Source organism: Syntrophomonas palmitatica JCM 14374 (assembly GCF_001311885.1).
Lineage (GTDB): Bacteria > Bacillota > Syntrophomonadia > Syntrophomonadales > Syntrophomonadaceae > Syntrophomonas_A > Syntrophomonas_A palmitatica.
This window is the reverse complement of the sequence record NZ_BBCE01000008.1, coordinates 37,023-57,227: the sequence shown is the minus strand read 5'-3', so window position 1 is coordinate 57,227 and position 20,205 is coordinate 37,023. Positions and strand designations below refer to the sequence as shown.

The following is a 20,205-nucleotide window of genomic DNA, read 5'->3' as shown; positions in this document are numbered from 1 at the left end:
TGTGAAAAATGCTATAAGGTCAGCGGTATTGGGCTTGGGTGCAGATGTTTGCGGCTTTGCGGCTGTAAAAGACCTTAGCGACGCTCCCGAAGGTTTTCGTCCCACAGATATTTTTACAAAATGCAAATCTGTAATTGCTTTTGGCATCGCACTTCCGAGAGGACTTGCACAAGTAGAGCAACTTATATATGGACATTTCAATTACAAGATATGTTACCAAATTGATTCGATTGCGTTTCACACTGCGAAGCATATCGAAGAACACTATGGCGGATATGCTGTCCCGCTTCCCTCGGATGGTCCTTACGAATACTGGGATGCTGAAAAGATGGAAGGCCGGGGCCTTATTTCCTTAAAGCATGCGGCTGTAGCAGCCGGTTTGGGAACACTCGGCAAGAGCACATTGCTTTTAAACCGCAAATATGGGAACATGCTCATATTGGGTGCGGTGCTTACTGACCTGGATTTGAGTTCTGATCCGCCTGCAAATAGTATTTGCATTGAGGACTGTAGCTTGTGTGTTAGCAATTGCCCGGTTGGTGCACTGTATAGCAGCCCTGTAAATCAGAAAGCGTGCAGGCAAAATACATATGGCATCAACGCCAGAGGATTTGATACTGTGAATTGTAACAAATGCAGGATGATTTGTCCGATGAAATACGGTATTAACGAAGCAAAATAGGTTTTATCTCATAAAGTCCATAACCGAAAATATGATTGATTGTTTGGCTTTTTATTATCTATATGTATATGTATCCGTATCCGTATGTTGTGATATTCAGCGGCAGTATGTTGCCTGTACAGAGATACTATGCAAAATGAGTATAATGTTATGTTGGGAAGATACCAGATATATTATAAAGGACTCCGTAATAAAATAATAAAGCGAGTAGGAGACGGATCAAATTCCGTCTTTTGTTTTGCTTCACAGGCAGCTTAATGCTGAATTAATTTAATACCGGTATGGTATAATTATCACTGGCTATGCGGATAATTTGCGCAAAACGTTCGGAACGTCATTTTTAGGGGGATTTTTTATGGATATCTGGCATGCGATATTTTTGGGGACGGTACAAGGATTAACTGAATTTCTTCCGGTTAGTAGTTCGGGGCACCTGGTTATTTTTCAACACGTCTTTAATATAACTCAAAACCAGCTGACTTTTGATGTCCTGGTACATATGGGGACACTGCTGGCAGTATTTGTGGCCTTCTGGAATGACATAGTCACTATTCTCAAAAGGCCTTTTGACAAGCTGACCTATTTAATTATTGCAGGTTGCCTTCCAGCTGCTCTGGCAGGATTCCTGCTGGCCCCTATATTTGAAAAGGCTTTTGAATCACTGCTGGTGGTAGGAATAGGGCTCATATTTACCGGGCTTATTTTAAAATTCTCGGAAACTATGTCTAACCGGAACTTTGGTTTGAAGGAAGTATATGAGACCAGCTACTGGGATGCTATTACCATTGGGATAATACAGGCCTTGGCGATAGTGCCTGGAATCTCCAGATCGGGATCAACGATTGCCGGGGGGCTTTTAGCAGGTTTGGAAAGAGATTTTGCGGCGCGTTTTTCATTCTTACTATCTATACCGGTAATACTGGGAGCAGGTGTGTTTGAATTAAAGGATGCTTTGCAAACCGGCATACCTCATAATTTGCTTTTGCCATATATAATTGGACCTATGGCTGCAGCCCTGTTCGGATACCTGGCTATTAAAATTGTTCTGCGCCTGGTACGCGGCGGACGGTTGTCGGTTTTCTCTTATTATTGCTGGACAGTGGGACTATTAACACTGATTTATTATTTCTTTAAGTAAATAGTCACAGATTAATTTGGGGATATTTTATTTCCTGGCAGGAATTTGCCATAGAACAGGCGAAATATTTTGTCAATATTATACTGGAGTTTATTGCCTATGGAAAAAAGGGGATCTCGTTCCGGTACTAATAAGAACAATAAATCTAAGCATGGCCGGGATGTTAAACAGAATACAAATAATAAGGAAAAACCTCCAGAAAAAAACCAGTTCAACGGGGTTCGTATGGAAATAGTTTCGCTTTTGGTTTTTATGCTGGCTGTTTTTGTTTATATTTGCGTCAGCCATTCTGAAGGGATAACAGAAGAAACTGTTTTCATTGGCTTTGTAGGGACCTGGATTTTTAAAGGCCTTTCTTATATATTTGGACAGGCCGCTTTAATGGTTGCCTTTTTTTTATTGGCCTGGTCTATACATATCGGGGTGCTTAAGAAATACTGGTCACAGCGTATGTGGGGTGTAAGCATTCTGGCCCTGGCAATATTGATTGATATCAGCATTTACTACATACCCGGGGGGCTAAATCCTCTGGAAGCAGGGAGCAAAGGATTGGGAGCCGGTTATGTGGGCGGCGCCGCGGGGTATGTAATCCTAAATCTGGTTGGCAGTATTGGGGCTGCGATTTTGATATTTATTGGTTTCCTGGTTTCTATATCACTGATTCTTAACCAGCCGCTGGTTCATTTATTTAAGTCCTTGTTAAATGCGGCCAAAAAGGCGGGGAAATATTTGAACACTGTGGCATATACGGATGAAAATGAACCTGAAGCCGTTCCCGTTCCCGCCAAGGCGCCAGTGATAATTGAAACTGCCCCCGAAAGACAGTTTGATTTGGAAACAAATTTGCCTCCAGCTATGGAGCCATTACTGCCCGATAATCCGGAAATAAAAGAAAAGCCCAGGGAAAACAAGGCCAGCATAAAGCTGGTCCGCTCTGCTAATGATGCTGCTCCGGTTTATGTAAAGCCTTCTCTGGACCTGCTGAATAATTTCAGCAGTGAACGCATTATTGATAAGAAAAATATTAAGGAAAGCGTATCTGTATTAGAGGATACCTTTGCCAGTTTTGGCATTAAGGTAAAGGTCAACCAGGTTAGCTGCGGACCGGCGGTAACCCGTTATGAACTCAGTCCCGCTCCTGGTGTGAAAATTAGCCGTATTCTGAGTTTGACCGATGACCTGCAGTTAAATCTGGCGACAGCGGGGATAAGGATAGAAGCTCCAATACCAGGAAAGTCTGCTATAGGCATAGAAGTGCCTAATAGTAAAATACTTAGTGTGGGTTTGCGTAATCTGCTTTCTTCGCCGGCTTTCATTCGTATGGCCAGCCCGCTGTCTTTTGCGCTGGGAGAGGATATAACCGGCAACCCGGTGGTGGCGCGTTTAAGCGATATGCCGCATTTACTGATTGCCGGCTCAACTGGTTCTGGTAAGAGTGTTTGTTTAAACTGCATTATCATGAGTTTTTTGTATAATACCAGTCCAGAAGAACTGCGCCTGGTGTTTATAGATCCTAAAATGGTTGAATTGGCAGTCTATAATGGTATACCGCACCTGCTTACGCCAGTGGTTACAGATGTTAAAAAAGCCTCAGTGGTACTGCGTTGGATGGTAAATGAGATGGAAAAACGCTATCGCTTGTTCGCTGATAAGGGAGTACGTGATATCCAGCGTTATAATCAGGTGTCTCGCGAAAAACTGCCTTTCATAGTTATAATAATAGATGAACTGGCTGACTTAATGATGATATCACCTGTTGAAGTGGAGGATTCTATCTGCCGCCTGGCCCAGATGGCAAGGGCTGCCGGTATGCACTTGATTGTGGCTACACAGAGACCATCGGTTGATGTTGTCACCGGAATTATCAAAGCCAACATTCCTTCGCGCATTGCATTTGCCGTTTCATCCCAGGCTGATTCACGTACTATACTGGACAATGCCGGGGCGGAAAAACTCTTGGGCAAGGGGGACATGCTTTTCTTTCCGGTAGGGGCAGTAAAACCCTTCAGGGTGCAGGGCGCGTACGTTTCCGACCAGGATATAGAGCAGACGGTTGAATACATTAAGACGCAGAATAGCGATAACGACAATGAAGCTGAAATGCAGGAAATAGAATTTTCACTGGCACAGGCGGAAGATGATGAAGGAGATGAACTTTTTTGGCAGGCGGTAGACCTGTTTGTGGACAGCGGCAAAGCTTCCGTTTCCATGCTGCAAAGACGATTGCGCATTGGCTATGCCCGGGCTGCCAGATTGGTGGATTTGATGGAGGAGAGAGGTATTGTATCCGAATTGGACAATAATAAAAAACGTGAAGTCCTTATTGATCGTTCCCAGCTCGAAAAAATACAATCCCGCAATCTTGTGCTGTAACCAGTTTAGTGATCTGCTCATATAGTTGGTCCGGGAGAGTGAATGATGAGACTTACTTCGCGTGAAAAGGAAATATATGAGGTTATAAAAAAAGAACCGCTGATTTCCCAGGAGGAGTTGGCAAATCGTTTTGGCATAACCCGTTCATCAGCCGCGGTGCATATTTCCAACCTGATGAAAAAGGGAATAGTATTAGGCAAAGGCTATGTTATAAATGAACAGGTATCAGTTGTAGTAATCGGGGAAAGCTGTGTTGATATAAGGGTAAAAGAAGATAATCAGGGAACCAGAATAGATTATGACTATGGGGGTTTTGCTTTAGAAGTCAGCCGGGCTCTTGCTAATTTCGGACTTAATGTTAAAGTAATAACAGTGACTGGAAATGATGAACTATCAGGTACTATAATAGGCATGCTCCAGGAAAAGGGTATTGATACTGGCAGTGTTTTGCGTCATGCTGAAAGAAGAAGCTGTCGTAAACTGGCTATTAACGGTGAACTGCGTTATAAAGAAGGGTTTACGGTTGAAGACTATGAAAAAGCCACCGACATAAGGGAGTGGATAGTCTTAAACTGTGAATGGCTGGTCATAGAACCCGGCATGGAAGAGATAGTTTTTCGCAGAAATCCGGCTTTTGAAGATTTCATGCCTCGATTATGCACTATGCAACAGATTACTTTTCCTGAACCTATACCGGAAACGCTGTCCTGGTGTTCACTGCTGGTTCTCGGTGCTGCTGGTCCCCAGGAACTGGATTATTACAGCGAACAGGCCGCGACTAATCTGCAGCCTGGAAAGCATTTGATTATCAGCGATGGTCGCAGCCGGGTTGTGTGTGTAAATGGATCAGGTATAAGTGATTTTCCGCTGCTGCCCAATCAGGTATTTGATACTGCAGAAAGATTACCATTTTTATTAGCGGGTGTACTGTATGGTTTGTCATGTGGCTATCCCACGCGGCAATCTTTAAGAATAGGTATTGGGGCTGCCTCTGGCAATGAATAATGGCTTTCAGGGGGTGGAATATTGGAATTCGGCGACAAATTAAAAACTGCACGAGAGATTCTTGGTTATTCTCTAGACTATGTTGAGGAAGAAACCAAGATAAGACGGTATTATCTCGAAGCCTTGGAAATGGAAAACTTTTCGGTACTTCCTCCCCGGGTATACGCCAGCGGTTTTGTGAAAAAATACGCCAGGTTCCTGCATCTGGATGAACGGGCTTTGACAGAAGAATTTCAGATATTGGCTTATGGGAATGAATCACCAAGAGAAGAAACAGAACATTTTAGAACCACTAATTATGATGAAACTAAACGTATCAGGCCTATTAGTATCTTAACCGGATTGTTGTTTCTGGGAGTGGTGATTTGGCTGGGCAGTATGCTTGTGCCTATTATAGGCGGTTATGCCACCCGGGAAAATGAAGTTGAACGTACCCCCACGAATCAGCAGCCAGCCGCGCCCAAGAAAAATGAGGTTCACGTTCCGCCGCAACCGGTTAAGCCGGTCAAAAAGCAAGATGTGCAGTTGGTGATTGCCAGCCGCCAGGCCTGCTGGATGGAAGTGAAGGTAGATGGCGAGACCACGTATTCCGCTATCATGCCTCCCGGACAGAAGCTGTCTTTTACCGGTAAAATTCTATATATATTAGAGCTGGAAATGCCGGAGGAATCGATATTAAAGTCGATGGCAAAGATATTCCGCCCCTCGGTAAAAACGGAGAAGTAGTAGAAAGAGAATTTACAGTCAAGAAATAGCAGCAATCAGGAGTTGGAACCTTGGATATTGGATTTATAAGTCTGGGCTGCGCCAAAAACCGCGTGGACACCGAGGTAATGATGGGCTTGCTTAAAAAAGAAGGTCACCGCATTGTAAATACCCTGGAGAGGGCGGAAGCGGTTATCATCAATACCTGTGGTTTTATTGAGGAAGCTAAACAGGAAGCCATAGACACCATATTGGATACAGCCCTTTTAAAGAATAGAGGCGGCTTAAAATATTTATTAGCCACCGGCTGTCTTTGTCAGAGATATGGAGAAGAGTTGTTTGCAGAGATGCCTGAGCTGGATGCAGTGGTAGGCATTTCGTATTTTACAAGTATTAATGATATTATCGCTGCATTGGAAAAAGGTTCGCGTCTCATGCAAGTCGGACCAACTTCTGCATTTTATGAGGAAGCTGCCTTGAGGGTTCTGACCACTCCTCCAGGTTCAGCTTACCTGAAAATAAACGAAGGCTGTAACAACCGGTGCTCATACTGCACAATTCCCAATATCAGAGGTGTTTTACGTTCAAGGTCACATCAAGATATATGGCGGGAAGCTAAAAAATTGGCGGCATCGGGGATAAAGGAACTGGTTCTGATAGCCCAGGATACGGCCGCTTATGGCTTGGATCAGGGTTCAGAACCGCAATTGCCGACCTTGCTGCATGAGTTGAATAATATTGACGGGCTGGCCTGGATAAGGCTTATGTATCTTCATCCCAGCCATATAAGCAGCGAACTTATTGAAGCCATTGCTCAGCATAACAAGGTCTTGCCTTATCTTGATATTCCTGTGCAGCATGCTGACAGCGATATACTAAAAAGGATGAATCGTCAGTATGATGCCGGTTTTCTTCGCAAACTAATAAAAAAAGTGCGTTCTGAACTTGACTCTCCGGTATTACGCACTACTATAATGGTAGGTTTTCCTGGTGAGGATGATAATAAATTTAATACCCTGCTGGAATTTATTGAGGAAATAAAGTTTGATTGGTTAGGAGCCTTTGCTTTTGTGCCGGAAGAAGGCACTTCTGCTGCTCGTATGGCAGGGCAGATTCCGGAAGAAATCAAACAGGAACGGCTGGAACAAGTCTTAGGCCTGCAGCGCAAGATAAGCCGTCAAAAAAACATTGACCGTATTAACCGTTTGGAAAAAGTGCTCGTTTCCTCTCAGCTTGATCATAGCCTTTACCTGGGGAGAGCAGGTTTTCAAGCCCCTGAAGTTGATGGCGTCACCTTAATACGCAGTGAGCAGAAGTTAAAAAAGGGAGACTTTGCTCTGGTAAAATTGCAGGCTGTTCGTAATAATATGGATTTGATTGGAGAAGCGGTTTATGAATCTACCGAATAAGCTTACAATTTTACGCATTATTTTGGTCCCGGTTTTTGTGTTTGTTTTACTGGTTAAGATACCTTATGGCGAATACTTTGCGGCCCTAATATTTATTGTCGCCGCACTTACCGACAGCCTGGACGGTTATTTGGCCCGGCGCTGGCGGCAGATTACCAAACTGGGTATAATACTCGATCCCCTGGCAGACAAGTTATTGATTACAGCCGCTTTGATAAGCCTGGTAGAATTGCGGCAAATGCCGGGCTGGATTGCCATTGTAATTATCGGCCGTGAGTTTGCCGTTTCAGGTCTGAGAGCGGTAAAGGCCGAAGAAGGCGTTATTATACCTGCCAGCATATGGGGCAAATTAAAAACCCTCACCCAGGTAATCGCCATAATTTTATTGCTTATGCAGAAGCTGTACCTTCCTTTAACGGGAATCAAGTTTGGTATGTGGGCTATGTATATTGCCGTAGTTATTACCATTATTTCCGGTGTGGAATACTTCTTGCGTTTTCGCATCGCAGAATAAGCTCATCCCGCGTTCCTTTCATTTTGGCCTTAAAACCCGTTCTTTCCAGTATTTTGCCTGCCTTAAGCTCCTGGAACCTGTGTTATAATTGCAGGGGAAAGGAGCTCGATAATTGATGAAAAGTAACGATTTTCGTCTTAAAACCTTCATATTGGCTCTAATCGTATCCTTTATAGTTTTTCTGGGCGGATACTACTTATATAAGCAAATAGGTGTTGAACAGCCTGCTGTAGCCAAGCTCTCTTCTTTAATCAAGGGGCAGGCTAATATAGAAAAGAACGGCGGAATCTACGAGGTAATGGTTGAGCCGCGCAAATTGGAAAATCTCCAGCAAAGCTGGACTGAAATGAATACATTGTTGGAAAAACAGCTCAAGGGAAAGAATTATCGGATTGTAATTAAAGACCAGCCCAACCGTGTTTTGCAGTTGCGTTATGAAACGCTGCAGCCTGCCATTTACGAAGCTCTGGCCCAGGACCATTATGTATGGCTAAAAGAGGAGATCGATAAGGCCCTTGAAGGAACAAACATAAACTACCGGCTTTATATAGATGATCAGAATCTCTATCTGCAAATGGAACAGGGCAATTATTATCTATATCAGGTAATCAAACGGGAAAATCATGCCAAGACGCAAGAGGCATAAGGCATCTATTGCCGATAGCTATACCAGGGATAAATGACGGATAATAATCTGCGCTTTATTCATTATTTATTCAGCCTTTTAACCATTGAAATCCACACGAAAGGGTGTACAGATTGAAAGAAGTAGTAGCTGGTTCCAGCCTGGCCTTGCTAATGGTTCTGGGTATTATGGGTTTTAATGTTACTCCCCTGGTGCTTTTATTAGCTCTCATAGGAACTTTCTATTTTTTTATTCAGAGCCAGGGAGGTTTGAAATTAAAAAACGCTGGTCAGGGGGTCAAGATTAGCAGTCCGATTAGTTTTGCTGACATTGGCGGGCAGGATACAGCGGTAAAAGAATTGCAGGAAGCCCTGCAGTTTATCGTTAAAGCCGAAGAGATTGCCCAGATGGGCATCCGGCCTTTAAAAGGGGTACTCCTGGTAGGCCCTCCCGGAACCGGTAAAACATTATTAGCCAGGGCTGCGGCAGCATATACGAGTTCAAGTTTTATAGCCGCTTCCGGAGGAGAATTTGTGGAAATATACGCCGGAGTTGGTGCGCGCCGTATCAGACAGTTGTTTCAAGACGCACGCAAGAAGGCCAGCGGGGAAAAAAGCAAAAGTGCCATTATTTTTATTGATGAGTTGGAAGTATTGGGGGCCAAGCGAGGAACCCACAGCAGTCATATGGAATATGACCAGACCTTGAATCAACTGTTGGTAGAGATGGATGGTATAGACAGCCGGGTTGAACCGCGGGTTCTGGTCATAGGCGCTACCAACCGGGCGGATATGCTCGATCCTGCTTTGCTGCGGCCTGGACGCTTTGACCGCCAGGTGCAGGTAAACCTGCCGGACCGAGAGGGCAGGCGCCGCATACTGGATATTCATACCCGCAATAAACCTTTGGCTGATCCCAAGGTTTTGGATGAAATAGCTCGGGCCACTTTCGGATTTTCCGGGGCGCATTTGGAAAGTCTGGCTAATGAAGCGGCTATACTGGCTTTACGTGAAGATGTTTCTCTTATCGAGAGCCATCATTTTTCTGAGGCGGTGAATAAAGTCATTATGGGTGAAAAGCTGCAGCGTCGGCCTAGTGAAGCTGAACTCAGGCGGGTGGCGGTGCATGAAAGCGGTCATGCTATTGTAAGTGAAACAGTTGAACCTGGTTCGGTATCTTCTTTAACTATTGTACCCAGGGGAAGAGCTCTAGGATTTTTGCGTAAAGCTCCTCGTGATGATCAATACCTGTATACCCTGGATGAAATGGAAAAACAGATAATGATTATGCTGGCAGGAGCTGTAGCAGAGGAACTGGTTCTGGAGGATCGCAGCACCGGAGCCAGAAATGATTTTGAACAGGCCTGGGAAAAGGCTCGCCAGATTGTTGAAACCGGTTTGTCCAGTTTGGGGGTTGTCAACGGGGATGATCTTCCTTCGCGTTTACTATATGAGGAATGTAAAGAAATTCTGCAGCGCATGGAAGATAAAACGCGTATTATTTTAAATAATTCCCGGGATATTTTAAACACCTTATCGGCGACCATTATTGAAGAAGAGAACATGGACCGCAACCGCTTTTACGAAATATTCAACCCGGGAAGTTACCAAGCATAAATCGGCGATAAAGTTGGGCAGATTACAGACTGACAAAGAAGTTTAATCGTAATTCAGGCTTTAGATTGACGCATCGCTTGACTATAATGCAGCTGAGCTGTTGCTAACCGGAAGCGTGGCAATCTTGAAGCTTATTGTATCCTTACTTTACTTTTATATGCTTTAACGGCGCTATGAGCCGCGGGAATTATTCTGCGGCTTTTTCTTATTTTGTTTAAGGTGTTATAATTATCCTGTATAAAAAACATAAATTAATAAAGGGCTGCGGCTTTTTTGGGGAGGGATGCCATTGAAAGTACGGGGGTTAAAGACGATAACAACAGTGCTTTTTTTACTGCAGGGTATGTTGGTTTTTCCTGACCAAACCCTTGCCATAAACTGGGATGAATTCTCGGGTGCGGTTAATAAGGGTTTTCATGAAAATCAAGTCTTTGGTTTCGATGATTTTATACTTTTAATGGTCATAATTTTGGTAGGTCTTATAGTTGTTGCTATCTTCCGCGCCCAGGATGCTAAAAAGACCAATGAAATGAAGCGTTCCTTTGCAGAGTATAAAGAACGTACTATAGCGGCTTCAGCGGGAAAGCAACAGCATCGCCAATGGTTCAGATTGCGTACCCGGGCTGAGTTTAGTTGGATACTGGCTTCTGAAGCTGAAAATGCCAAACCAAATAAGTATCATAAAGATCAACTGGTGGATATTAGCGGGGGAGGGCTGTCGTTCGTCACTGCAGAGGAGCTTCAATCCGATGATGAGATTGTGCTGATTCTCGATACCGGAGGAGCTAAACCTTTGAATATTAAGGGACGAGTAATAAGAACTGTCGAGGATAAGAATGGAGAAGACGTAAAATATACTGCGGCCATCCAGTTCATCCAGCTAACCCCTGGGCAAACTGATCAGATTGTCAACTGGATAATAAAACGACAGCGGGAAACCATGCGAAATCAAGAAGAGTAAGCAGATAACACTGGTTTACAAAATTGTGGAGACGAAAATATGGCGCCAGTAATTATATATTACCTGGCGTTTTTTCATACTACTCTACCTTGTCCTGAAGAGACAGCCGCTATTAAGTATCAAAAATACAGGAAAATTCGAATTAATCTTCAGTCTTTTGTCTTACCCAACAGTTAAAAATACTATGATAATCAATGTTATCTTTTGGTAATTCTGTTTTTTTCACTATACAGAAATCTGCCTCTATATTAGTACCAAAAACTGCTTATAATAAAAGCAACAAAACAAAGGAGAACTTCAGAATGAAGAAAGCTTACATTATTTCCACCGGGACTGAGCTTTTGCTGGCTTCTACCATGGATACCAATTCAGTATTTTTATCTGAGAAATTGGCTGAACTTGGTATCAGGGTGGTGGGAAAAAGCGTGGTTGGCGATAATAAGGAAATGATCAGGAAGGCATTTGAGACAGGCCTGGATGTGGCCGATCTGGTTGTATCCAGCGGGGGATTAGGGCCTACTCTGGATGATCTTACCAAGGAAGTGGCCTGCCAGGTAATGGGCTGTGAGATGATATTAGTGGAAGAAGAAGCAACACGATTAAGGGAATATTTTGAACGTCGCCGGAAACCTATGCCTGAAAGCAATTTGAAACAAGCCATGTTTCCGCCCGAAGCAGTTATCGTTAAAAATGAAATGGGTTCTGCCCCGGGAATGTACTTAAATAAAGGCGGGAAAACCATTGTTTTACTTCCAGGTCCGCCCAGGGAAATGATGCCCATGTTTGTGAAAGAAATTGGGCCTCTGCTAGTCCGCGATGTTGGGCCGGCAGCAGATCGGGTTCTGATGCGTTGTATTAAGGTTATAGGACCGGGTGAATCACAGGTAGATGAAATGCTGGCTGAGATCATTAAAGAGCCTAGGGGGTGCAGCCTGGCTTTACTAGCTAAAGAAGGTGAGGTGCATATTAAGGTAACTGCGGAAGGGGAAAACAGAGCAGGCAGTCAGAAAATACTTGATGAAGTGTGCTGCAGGATAACTGATAAAATGGGCGATTATGTTTTCACTGATAATGAGGAAGACGACCTGGTTACTGTGACCGCAAAACTACTATTAAATAGAAATGAAACTGTGGCTGTGGCAGAATCCTGCACCGGCGGACTCTTATCCAAAATGCTGACCGATGTCGCGGGCAGTTCGAGGTACTTTTGGGGATCTGTCACTTCATACAGCAATGAAGCCAAAGAGTTATTCTTAGGGGTTAAAAAAGCAACCCTGGAAAAACACGGGGCCGTCAGCCGCGAAACCGCTGCCGAAATGGCCAGGGGAATCAGGGAAAAAGCCCAAAGTACGTATGGTATTGGAATTACCGGTATTGCAGGGCCTGATGGCGGCAGTGCGGACAAACCTGTAGGTCTGGTGTATATTGCACTGGCAGATGCCAGGAACTGCCGGGTTAAGGAAATGCATTTTGCTGGCGGAAGAGACGGTGTACGCATGCTGTCCGCAAAAACAGCTTTGGACTTCTTGAGAAAAAGCATATCGGGAGTGAAATAAATGAGATTATTTGTGGCTATTCCCGTTCCCAAAGAAATAAAAGATCTGGCTGCCAAGCGCAAAAAAAATTCGCCCAGGGGTCGCCGGATGTGAAGTGGGTAGAATATGAGAATTATCATATTACCCTTAAATTTTTAGGTGAATCGAAAACAGCTCTATCTGCGATAAATGATAAACTGTCTCTGGCTGCTCAGGCATGCCCTGAATTTGATTTAACTTTTTGCGGTATCGGATTTTTTCCCAGCCGTCATCGTCCGCGGGTAATATGGATAGGTACCGGAGGAGAAATCGATAAAGCGTTGTTTTTAGGAGAAAGGATCGATACATATCTGAGCGAGATCGGTTTCGAACCTGAAAAGAGCAGGAACTTTCATTTAACCCTGGGCAGAATTAGGTCTGATAAGAACCTTGATTCGATTCAAATTCAAGCCGGGGAAATAGAAAGAGATTTCCAATCCATACCATATAAAGTAAAGAAATTTTACTTGATGGAAAGTCAGTTGTCGCCGCAGGGGCCCAAATACCTGTTAAAAAAGGAATATGTATTACAAGGCTAATTGTGTAAAAAGATGGATATATATTGACAGTATTACTAGGGACAGGCTATAATTTTTAAAAAGCGAACATATGTTTGAGGGAGGGCTATTATGGACAACCAGCAAAACAATTCCGGGCGGATGGAAGCCTTGAACAATACCATCAAAAATATTGAAAAACAATTTGGCCGCGGTTCCATAATGAGATTGGGTGAAGCAGCCTCCATGAATGTGGAAGTGATTTCCACCGGTTGTGTTTCTCTGGATACGGCTCTGGGGGTAGGAGGATTGCCGCGGGGCAGGGTAATTGAAATATTTGGTCCCGAATCTTCAGGCAAAACTACCGTGGCCCTGAATGCAGTAGCCCAAGCACAAAAAGAGGGCGGTATGGCAGCCTTTATAGATGCAGAACATGCTCTTGATCCGTTATATGCCCGTAAACTTGGAGTAAATATCAATGATTTGCTGGTCGCTCAACCGGATTCCGGTGAACAGGCCCTGGAAATATGCGAAGCCCTGGTTCGCAGCGGAGCCATTGACATAGTAGTTATCGATTCTGTTGCCGCATTGGTACCCAGAGCTGAATTGGACGGGGAAATGGGAGACGCTCATGTGGGTTTACAGGCTCGTTTGATGTCTCAGGCTCTGAGAAAATTAACCGCTCACATCAGTAAATCGAGGGCGTGTACAATATTTATCAACCAGGTTCGTGAAAAAATAGGAGTAATGTATGGCAGCCCGGAAACAACCACCGGGGGCAGGGCTTTAAAGTTTTATTCTTCGGTGCGTATAGAAGTCAGAAAAGGAGAAGCCATCAAACAAGGTACTGAACTTATTGGTAACCGGACTACGGCAAAAGTGGTTAAAAATAAAGTAGCACCGCCATTTAAAATTGCTGAGTTTGATATTATGTATGGAAACGGTATTTCGCGGGAAGGTGATTTGCTGGATGTAGCCTCTAATCTCGATATCATACAAAAAAGCGGTTCATGGTATTCATATGAGGGTGAACGTTTGGGCCAGGGACGTGAAAATGCCAAGGAATACATAAGAAACAATCCAGAATTCTTTACTATATTGGAAACAAAAGTAAGAAATAGTCTGGCGGAAAGACGCGGCTTAATCGATAAGAACTCCGATGAAGCTTGACACTGGAACGTAAAATAACTAGAATCTATATCAGAATCTGGTTAGAAGTCACAGCTTATAACTTGACCCTGTGAACTGCTGATTATTGATATAGATCAATGAAATTTGAGATAAAGGTTTTGAAACTACAAAACCATTATTTGCATAGCGGGTTCAACTTAAGACGCGATGTACTCATTTGGTTCAGCTATATCGCCTGAAAGCAGGCGCTGAATGAGCTGGCGAATGTAGCTTAGTAGCTGTGGTCGGGAATAGTGGGACTTCAATAAGAACCGGGTTTTTAACTCGGTTTTTTTATTTGTAAGCATCTGATAAAGGAGGTGAAAAAGATAGGATCAATTACTGCGCTAATCGTGATTATTATTTCTCTGGCAGTGGGGCTAACCGCCGGTTACTACGGCAGAAAATTTATTGCGGAAAATAAGATCGGTGCGGCGGAAGATGAAGCTGCCAGGTTAATAGAAGAAGCTGCCAAAGAGGCCGAGGGTAAAAAAAAGGAAATATTATTGGAGGCCAAGGAGGAAATTCATCGCAATCGTCAGGAAGCCGAAAAAGATATTCGGGATCGCAGGCGTGAACTGGACCGGATAGAAAGAAGGATTCTGCAAAAAGAAGAAATCCTGGATAGAAAAACAGAAAATATAGAAAAAAAGGAAAATAGTCTCCAGGAAAAAGAAAGAGAAATAGAAAAAACCCAACAGGATTTGCAAATGGTGCTTACCCAGCAATTACGGGAGCTTGAACGTCTCTCGGGTTTAAGTTCGGATGATGCCAAAGAATTACTTCTAAGCAATGTCGAACAACAGATCCGCAAAGAAACTGCAGTAATGATTAAGACCTTGGAAGCGGAAGCTAAAGAAGAAGCTGATAAACGGGCTAGAAACATAGTATCATTAGCTATTCAAAAATGCGCTGCAGATGTAGTATCTGAAACTACCGTATCAGTTGTGGCCCTTCCCAATGATGAGATGAAAGGCAGGATTATTGGACGTGAAGGTCGTAATATTCGAGCTTTTGAAACTCTCACCGGGGTTGACCTGATTATTGACGATACGCCAGAAGCAGTTATTCTTTCGTCATATGATCCTATTCGTCGAGAAATTGCCAGGGTAGCCCTGGATAATTTGGTTTCTGATGGGCGTATCCATCCGGCTCGCATTGAAGAGATGGTGGAAAAAGCCCAGAAGGATATTGAGCAGGAACTTCGTGAAGTAGGCGAGCAGGCCGCTTTTGAAGTAGGAGTTCATAATCTCCATCCAGAACTTATTAAACTGTTGGGACGATTAAAATACCGCACCAGTTATGGACAGAATGTTCTCAAACACTCAGTGGAAGTAGCGCACCTCGCAGGCATTATGGCCTCAGAACTGGGAGTGGATATTACTCTTGCCAAACGCGGTGGTCTTTTGCATGATATCGGCAAAGCGGTAGATCATGAAGTCTCTGGACCTCATATTGAAATTGGTGTAGAACTGGCCCGTAAATATAAGGAACATAAAGATGTCATTAACGCTATAGCCGCGCATCATGGGGATGTAGAACCTGAATCAATTGAAGCTATGCTGGTGCAAGCTGCGGATGCCGTTTCAGCCTCACGTCCTGGAGCCCGCAGAGAGACTTTGGAAGCTTATATAAAACGTCTGGAAAAACTTGAAACACTGGCTGAATCTTTTGAAGGTGTCGACAAATCTTTTGCCATACAGGCAGGCAGAGAAATTAGAATTGCCGTAAAACCTGATGAGATTGATGATCTTCAAGCAATTAAACTCAGCAGAGACATTGCCCGCAAGGTAGAAGATGATCTGGATTATCCCGGTCAAATCAAAGTAGTGGTTCTTAGGGAAACACGCGCGGTGGAATACGCAAAATAAATTAACCTGAAAAATTTTTTGAACAGAGCTCGTCTGAGCTCTGTTTATATTTTATGGCCAACAGTTTTTGGGGAAAATAATGGTATAATAATCAAGAAAAATAAGAAATCTGGAGGCATAGAATCACCGGTGAATATCCTCTTTATTGGCGATGTAGTAGGTAAACCAGGCAGAAAAGCCCTGCGATCATTATTACCTGATATAAAAAGAACTCATAAAATTGAATTCATCATAGCCAATGCGGAAAACGCCGCAGGCGGCAGAGGTTTAACCCATGAGGTTATGGACGAGTTGTTTAATCTGGAAATTGATGTATTAACTATGGGCAACCATGTTTGGGACAACAAGGAAATATATAATTTTATAGAGAATGAAAAACGTCTGATCCGTCCTGCCAATTATCCTCCGGATTGCCCGGGGCAGGGTTATGGTATATACAGGGCCGGTATTGACCGAAAGATCGCGGTGGTAAACTTAATGGGCCGGGTGTTTCTGCAACCTTTGGACTGCCCTTTTCGCGTGATGGAAGAATTACTGCAGGAAATAAAGGAACAGGCCGACATTATCATTGTAGACTTCCATGCTGAGGCAACTTCCGAAAAATTGGCCTTTGCTCATTATTTTGACGGCAGGCTCGACGCTGTTTTGGGTACACATACCCATGTGCAGACTGCGGACGCAAGAATTTTTCCGGGGGGAACGGCTTATATTACTGATTTGGGTATGACCGGGCCTTATGATTCTATACTGGGAATGGACAAAGCCATGGTTATACAAAAGATTATGAGCCAAAGACCGGTGCGTTTAGAAGTGGCCAAAGGCCCAGTACAGATTGAAGCCGTGGTGTTAAATATGGATGAAAATACCAATAAAGTTAATGGAATCGAACGTATCTCCCAGGTGCTTTCTCAATAAACAAGAAAAATTATCCAAAAGTTTTTGCCATTTAGCAGGAATTAGTGTATTAAGTTAGAATATACATTTATGAGAGCAGCTAATCTTGTTTACTATGAATTGAGGGAGGTTTTTTAATGGAGGTATTAAAGGTTTCAGCCAAATCCAGTCCAAATTCAGTTGCAGGCGCGCTGGCAGGGGTTTTACGCGAGAAAGGAGCTGCTGAAATTCAGGCTATTGGGGCTGGTGCCATTAACCAGGCCATTAAAGCTATTGCCATTGCCAGGGGATTTGTCGCACCTAGTGGTATGGATCTCATATGTATTCCTGCTTTCACTGATATAATGATAGATGGGGAAGAGAGAACGGCTATTAAACTCATAATCGAACCCAGATAATTATCATTAACAAGTATGAATTAATAACCTGCTTGTTTAAGGGCAGGTTTTTAATTTTTGCTCTTTTTATAAATGCTGATAAGGCTGATTTCAAGCACAGATAAGCGCAGACAAATAATGATTTGACATGGATTTAGCAATAAACAAATATATACAGTATCATCCCTCGCTGTTATCCAGGGTTATCTGTGCCTATTTAGCAACCTGCTGAGGAGGAAAAATGGGAATTGTCGATTTACATTGCGATACTATATCTGCGGCTGCCAGCCGGGGATTGTCGCTGCGTTCCAATCAACTGCAATGGGATCTAGATAGAGCCAAGAACGCTCAGTTAAAAGTGCAATTCTGCGCGTTGTTTTCCTTGGGCGGGGAAGGTTGTTTGCGCTGGATACTTAAACAAGTGGAATACTTCCATAAACAATTAGAAAAAGAAAACCAGGCGGTATATTTGGTGAAAAGTTATACGGATATATTGAATTCTTCCAACCGCAATAAAGTCGCTGCTATACTGCATTTGGAAGGCGGCGATTCCCTGGGGGCTGATCTGGAAATACTTCATTTATTACAGCGATTAGGACTGCGCAGTCTTGGCCTAACCTGGAATCACCGAAATTTATTGGCCGATGGAGTAAGCGAAGATCCTGGAGCTGGACTAAGCAAAGCCGGCAAGTTATTTGTTCAGGAACTTAAAAAACTTAATATGATCCTTGACCTGGCGCATGCAGCTCCCCGGTCTTTTTATGAGGCGATGGAATTATATGGTGGTCCGGTTATGGTAAGTCATGCTAATGCACGGGCTTTATGCAATCATCCCCGCAACCTGGATGATGTTCAACTGCGCAAGCTGGCTGATGCTGACGGCATAATAGGCGTAACCCTGGTGCCCGAATTTGTAAGATACAACCATGCAAAGATTGAAGACCTGCTTGATCATGTAGTATATATAGCTGAGTTAATTGGGGTGCATCACCTTGCTCTGGGTTCTGATTTTGACGGATCAGATGACATGCTGATGCCGGGAATTGAATCCTATCAGGATTGGAACAGCCTGCTCACTTCGCGTGGATTTTCTGCTGCAGATATTGACTTGATTTTGCAGGGCAACGCCTTGCGGTTTTTGGAAAATGTTTTAGTATAAACCTAATACCACAGATGAACATTGATTTAATACAGCAGCAGGAAGTCAAAGGAAGGTTCCGCTGTTGCCAAAAACTAAATTGCATCGAAATCATTTTTGCTTATTAAAGGAGATTTATTTATTGATCTACGATTTGCACGTGCATACCACTGCTTCAGATGGCACATATACCCCGGCTCAGATATTGGATTTGGCAATAAAATCAAACCTGACAGGATTGGCTATTACTGATCATGATACGGTTGATGGTATAGAACCCGCCTTGAATTACTTAAAACAACAGCAATACGATTTGGTTTTTATTCCCGGTATTGAGATGAACACTGAGGACTGGGGCGAAGAAATACATATACTGGGATATTATATAAACCATACCCAAAAGGACTTGCTGGAGCGTTTGCAGGAAATCCGCCAGGAAAGACGCAGCAGGGCCTATAAGATGGTGGAAAGGCTGCAGAATTTGGACATCGACATAGAATATGAACGAGTTGCCGCTCTGGCTAAAGGCGAATTAATTGGCAGACCGCATATAGCCAGGGCATTAATAGAAAAGGACTATGCCGCAAATATAAAAGATGCTTTTGAAAAATATATCGGCAGGGGAAAACCCGCCTATGTGCCGCGTTACAAATTTCAGCCCCGTGAGGCTATTGAATTGATTCATCAAGCCGGGGGGGTTGCCGTACTGGCACATCCCGGTCTCTTGATCAGAACAAAACATATAGAAGAAATAATAAAGATGGGAATTGAGGGCTTGGAAGTGTTCTATCCCGAACACAAACCTGAACAGATTAATATTTTTATGAACCTGTGCCATGAAAATAATTTGTTTATAACCGGCGGATCTGATTTTCATGGTTATGATAGCCCGGAAAACAGGGGTTTACTGGGGTCGTCAGGTATATCCCAGGAGGCTTTAAATAATATAAAAAATCTAATTAAGAAATAGCCACTGGCAAATCACAATACCGAGACGACAGAATATGAGCGGCAGCTTATAAGTGCTTGCGGACCTGCTGACATGAGGAGGAAATTCAGAAAATACCAAAGCAAAATAAATATAATTTTGGCAGGAATAGCAGATGCTTTTGTAGAATGTAGCAGGTAATTAAGAAACAATTTGGAAAATTGCATAAAAAGCTTTGTTTTGATTTCATGTTTGACTCTTTTCTTTAGGGCAGGTATTATTTTTGCAAGCAATAATATTTTATATTCAGCAGGAGGCTAAGTATGGAAGAACTAGGCGGTTTATTTCTGCCCAAAACTGTATTTGGCAGTAAAGAATGGGTCGAACTTGAAGAACGCGAATTTAAGATAGGCCCCGAGAATTTGTTGGAAGAAATACTGGATAAGAAGCTCTGGTCAAATGCTGAAGTTGTATGGGTTTTAAAAAGGATGGTTTTCTATTATGGTCAAAGGAAATCTTTTCTGCACAGCGCCCCTGTAGAAAGAATAATACAGAATATGAATGACGTATTAAGGGTTTTTTACCTGCTGTTTGATTTCCTGGATCCGGAAATAGACGACAATATGCGCAGTTATCTGTGCTCAAAGCTGGCTGACGCTAGTTGGGGCATTAATTCTAATACGCGTGAATACCTTATCAAAATGCAGAACAGGGAATATTAGACTATC

Annotated in this window: 19 protein-coding genes and 1 pseudogene; all 20 read left to right on the top strand. The window is 43.3% G+C overall.

The window, feature by feature from the left end; all coding sequences use genetic code 11:
• Position 1: 1 nt before the first annotated feature.
• Positions 2-682 (top strand): epoxyqueuosine reductase, encoded by a 681-nt coding sequence (locus tag JCM14374_RS05930; protein WP_054694726.1) that lies wholly within the window; start codon positions 2-4, stop codon positions 680-682.
• 355 nt (positions 683-1,037) lie between these two features.
• Complete coding sequence (locus tag JCM14374_RS05925) at positions 1,038-1,820, top strand: undecaprenyl-diphosphate phosphatase (RefSeq protein WP_054694723.1); 783 nt, start codon at positions 1,038-1,040, stop codon at positions 1,818-1,820.
• Between the two features lie 99 nt (positions 1,821-1,919).
• Positions 1,920-4,193, top strand: a complete 2,274-nt coding sequence (locus tag JCM14374_RS05920) for an FtsK/SpoIIIE family DNA translocase (RefSeq protein WP_083453899.1) — start codon at positions 1,920-1,922, stop codon at positions 4,191-4,193.
• Between the two features lie 45 nt (positions 4,194-4,238).
• The gene (locus JCM14374_RS05915) at positions 4,239-5,198 is read left to right on the top strand and encodes a PfkB family carbohydrate kinase (protein ID WP_054694720.1); all 960 of its coding nucleotides are present in this window, start codon (positions 4,239-4,241) and stop codon (positions 5,196-5,198) included.
• Positions 5,199-5,219: 21 nt separating this feature from the next.
• Positions 5,220-5,819: pseudogene (locus JCM14374_RS05910) on the top strand (helix-turn-helix domain-containing protein); the annotation flags it as partial.
• A 17-nt stretch (positions 5,820-5,836) separates the two neighbouring features.
• A complete protein-coding gene (locus JCM14374_RS15705) occupies positions 5,837-5,953 on the top strand; it encodes a RodZ domain-containing protein (protein ID WP_369397313.1) in 117 nt (38 codons plus the stop codon).
• Between the two features lie 21 nt (positions 5,954-5,974).
• On the top strand, positions 5,975-7,312 hold the full coding sequence (gene rimO / locus JCM14374_RS05905) for a 30S ribosomal protein S12 methylthiotransferase RimO (RefSeq protein WP_054694715.1): 1,338 nt from the start codon (positions 5,975-5,977) through the stop codon (positions 7,310-7,312).
• On the top strand, positions 7,296-7,826 hold the full coding sequence (gene pgsA / locus JCM14374_RS05900) for a CDP-diacylglycerol--glycerol-3-phosphate 3-phosphatidyltransferase (protein ID WP_054694712.1): 531 nt from the start codon (positions 7,296-7,298) through the stop codon (positions 7,824-7,826). Before rimO ends, pgsA begins: the two co-directional genes overlap by 17 nt.
• A 112-nt stretch (positions 7,827-7,938) precedes the next feature.
• Entirely contained in the window at positions 7,939-8,472 is a 534-nt protein-coding gene (locus JCM14374_RS05895) for a hypothetical protein (protein WP_157048984.1), read from the top strand.
• 104 nt (positions 8,473-8,576) lie between these two features.
• Complete coding sequence (locus JCM14374_RS05890; RefSeq protein ID WP_439646067.1) at positions 8,577-10,067, top strand: AAA family ATPase; 1,491 nt, start codon at positions 8,577-8,579, stop codon at positions 10,065-10,067.
• 289 nt (positions 10,068-10,356) lie between these two features.
• Positions 10,357-11,028 carry a PilZ domain-containing protein gene (locus JCM14374_RS05885; RefSeq protein WP_054694707.1) on the top strand — a complete coding sequence of 224 codons (672 nt, stop codon included), beginning with the start codon at positions 10,357-10,359 and terminating at the stop codon, positions 11,026-11,028.
• A 302-nt stretch (positions 11,029-11,330) separates the two neighbouring features.
• The gene (locus JCM14374_RS05880; protein WP_054694704.1) at positions 11,331-12,584 is read left to right on the top strand and encodes a competence/damage-inducible protein A; all 1,254 of its coding nucleotides are present in this window, start codon (positions 11,331-11,333) and stop codon (positions 12,582-12,584) included.
• Between the two features lie 89 nt (positions 12,585-12,673).
• Positions 12,674-13,141, top strand: a complete 468-nt coding sequence (gene thpR / locus JCM14374_RS05875) for an RNA 2',3'-cyclic phosphodiesterase (RefSeq protein ID WP_054694701.1) — start codon at positions 12,674-12,676, stop codon at positions 13,139-13,141.
• Between the two features lie 90 nt (positions 13,142-13,231).
• Positions 13,232-14,269, top strand: a complete 1,038-nt coding sequence (recA, locus tag JCM14374_RS05870; protein WP_054694698.1) for a recombinase RecA — start codon at positions 13,232-13,234, stop codon at positions 14,267-14,269.
• Positions 14,270-14,622: 353 nt separating this feature from the next.
• The gene (gene rny / locus JCM14374_RS05865) at positions 14,623-16,140 is read left to right on the top strand and encodes a ribonuclease Y (RefSeq protein ID WP_242848850.1); all 1,518 of its coding nucleotides are present in this window, start codon (positions 14,623-14,625) and stop codon (positions 16,138-16,140) included.
• A gap of 129 nt (positions 16,141-16,269) precedes the next feature.
• Positions 16,270-17,055 (top strand): TIGR00282 family metallophosphoesterase, encoded by a 786-nt coding sequence (locus tag JCM14374_RS05860; RefSeq protein ID WP_054694897.1) that lies wholly within the window; start codon positions 16,270-16,272, stop codon positions 17,053-17,055.
• 116 nt (positions 17,056-17,171) lie between these two features.
• Entirely contained in the window at positions 17,172-17,432 is a 261-nt protein-coding gene (locus JCM14374_RS05855; RefSeq protein WP_054694695.1) for a stage V sporulation protein S, read from the top strand.
• A gap of 220 nt (positions 17,433-17,652) precedes the next feature.
• Positions 17,653-18,570 (top strand): dipeptidase, encoded by a 918-nt coding sequence (locus tag JCM14374_RS05850; protein ID WP_054694692.1) that lies wholly within the window; start codon positions 17,653-17,655, stop codon positions 18,568-18,570.
• Between the two features lie 121 nt (positions 18,571-18,691).
• Positions 18,692-19,519: a PHP domain-containing protein gene (locus JCM14374_RS05845; protein ID WP_054694690.1), complete on the top strand. Its 828-nt coding sequence runs from the start codon at positions 18,692-18,694 to the stop codon at positions 19,517-19,519.
• A gap of 281 nt (positions 19,520-19,800) precedes the next feature.
• Entirely contained in the window at positions 19,801-20,199 is a 399-nt protein-coding gene (locus JCM14374_RS05840) for a hypothetical protein (RefSeq protein ID WP_054694688.1), read from the top strand.
• Positions 20,200-20,205: the final 6 nt, after the last annotated feature.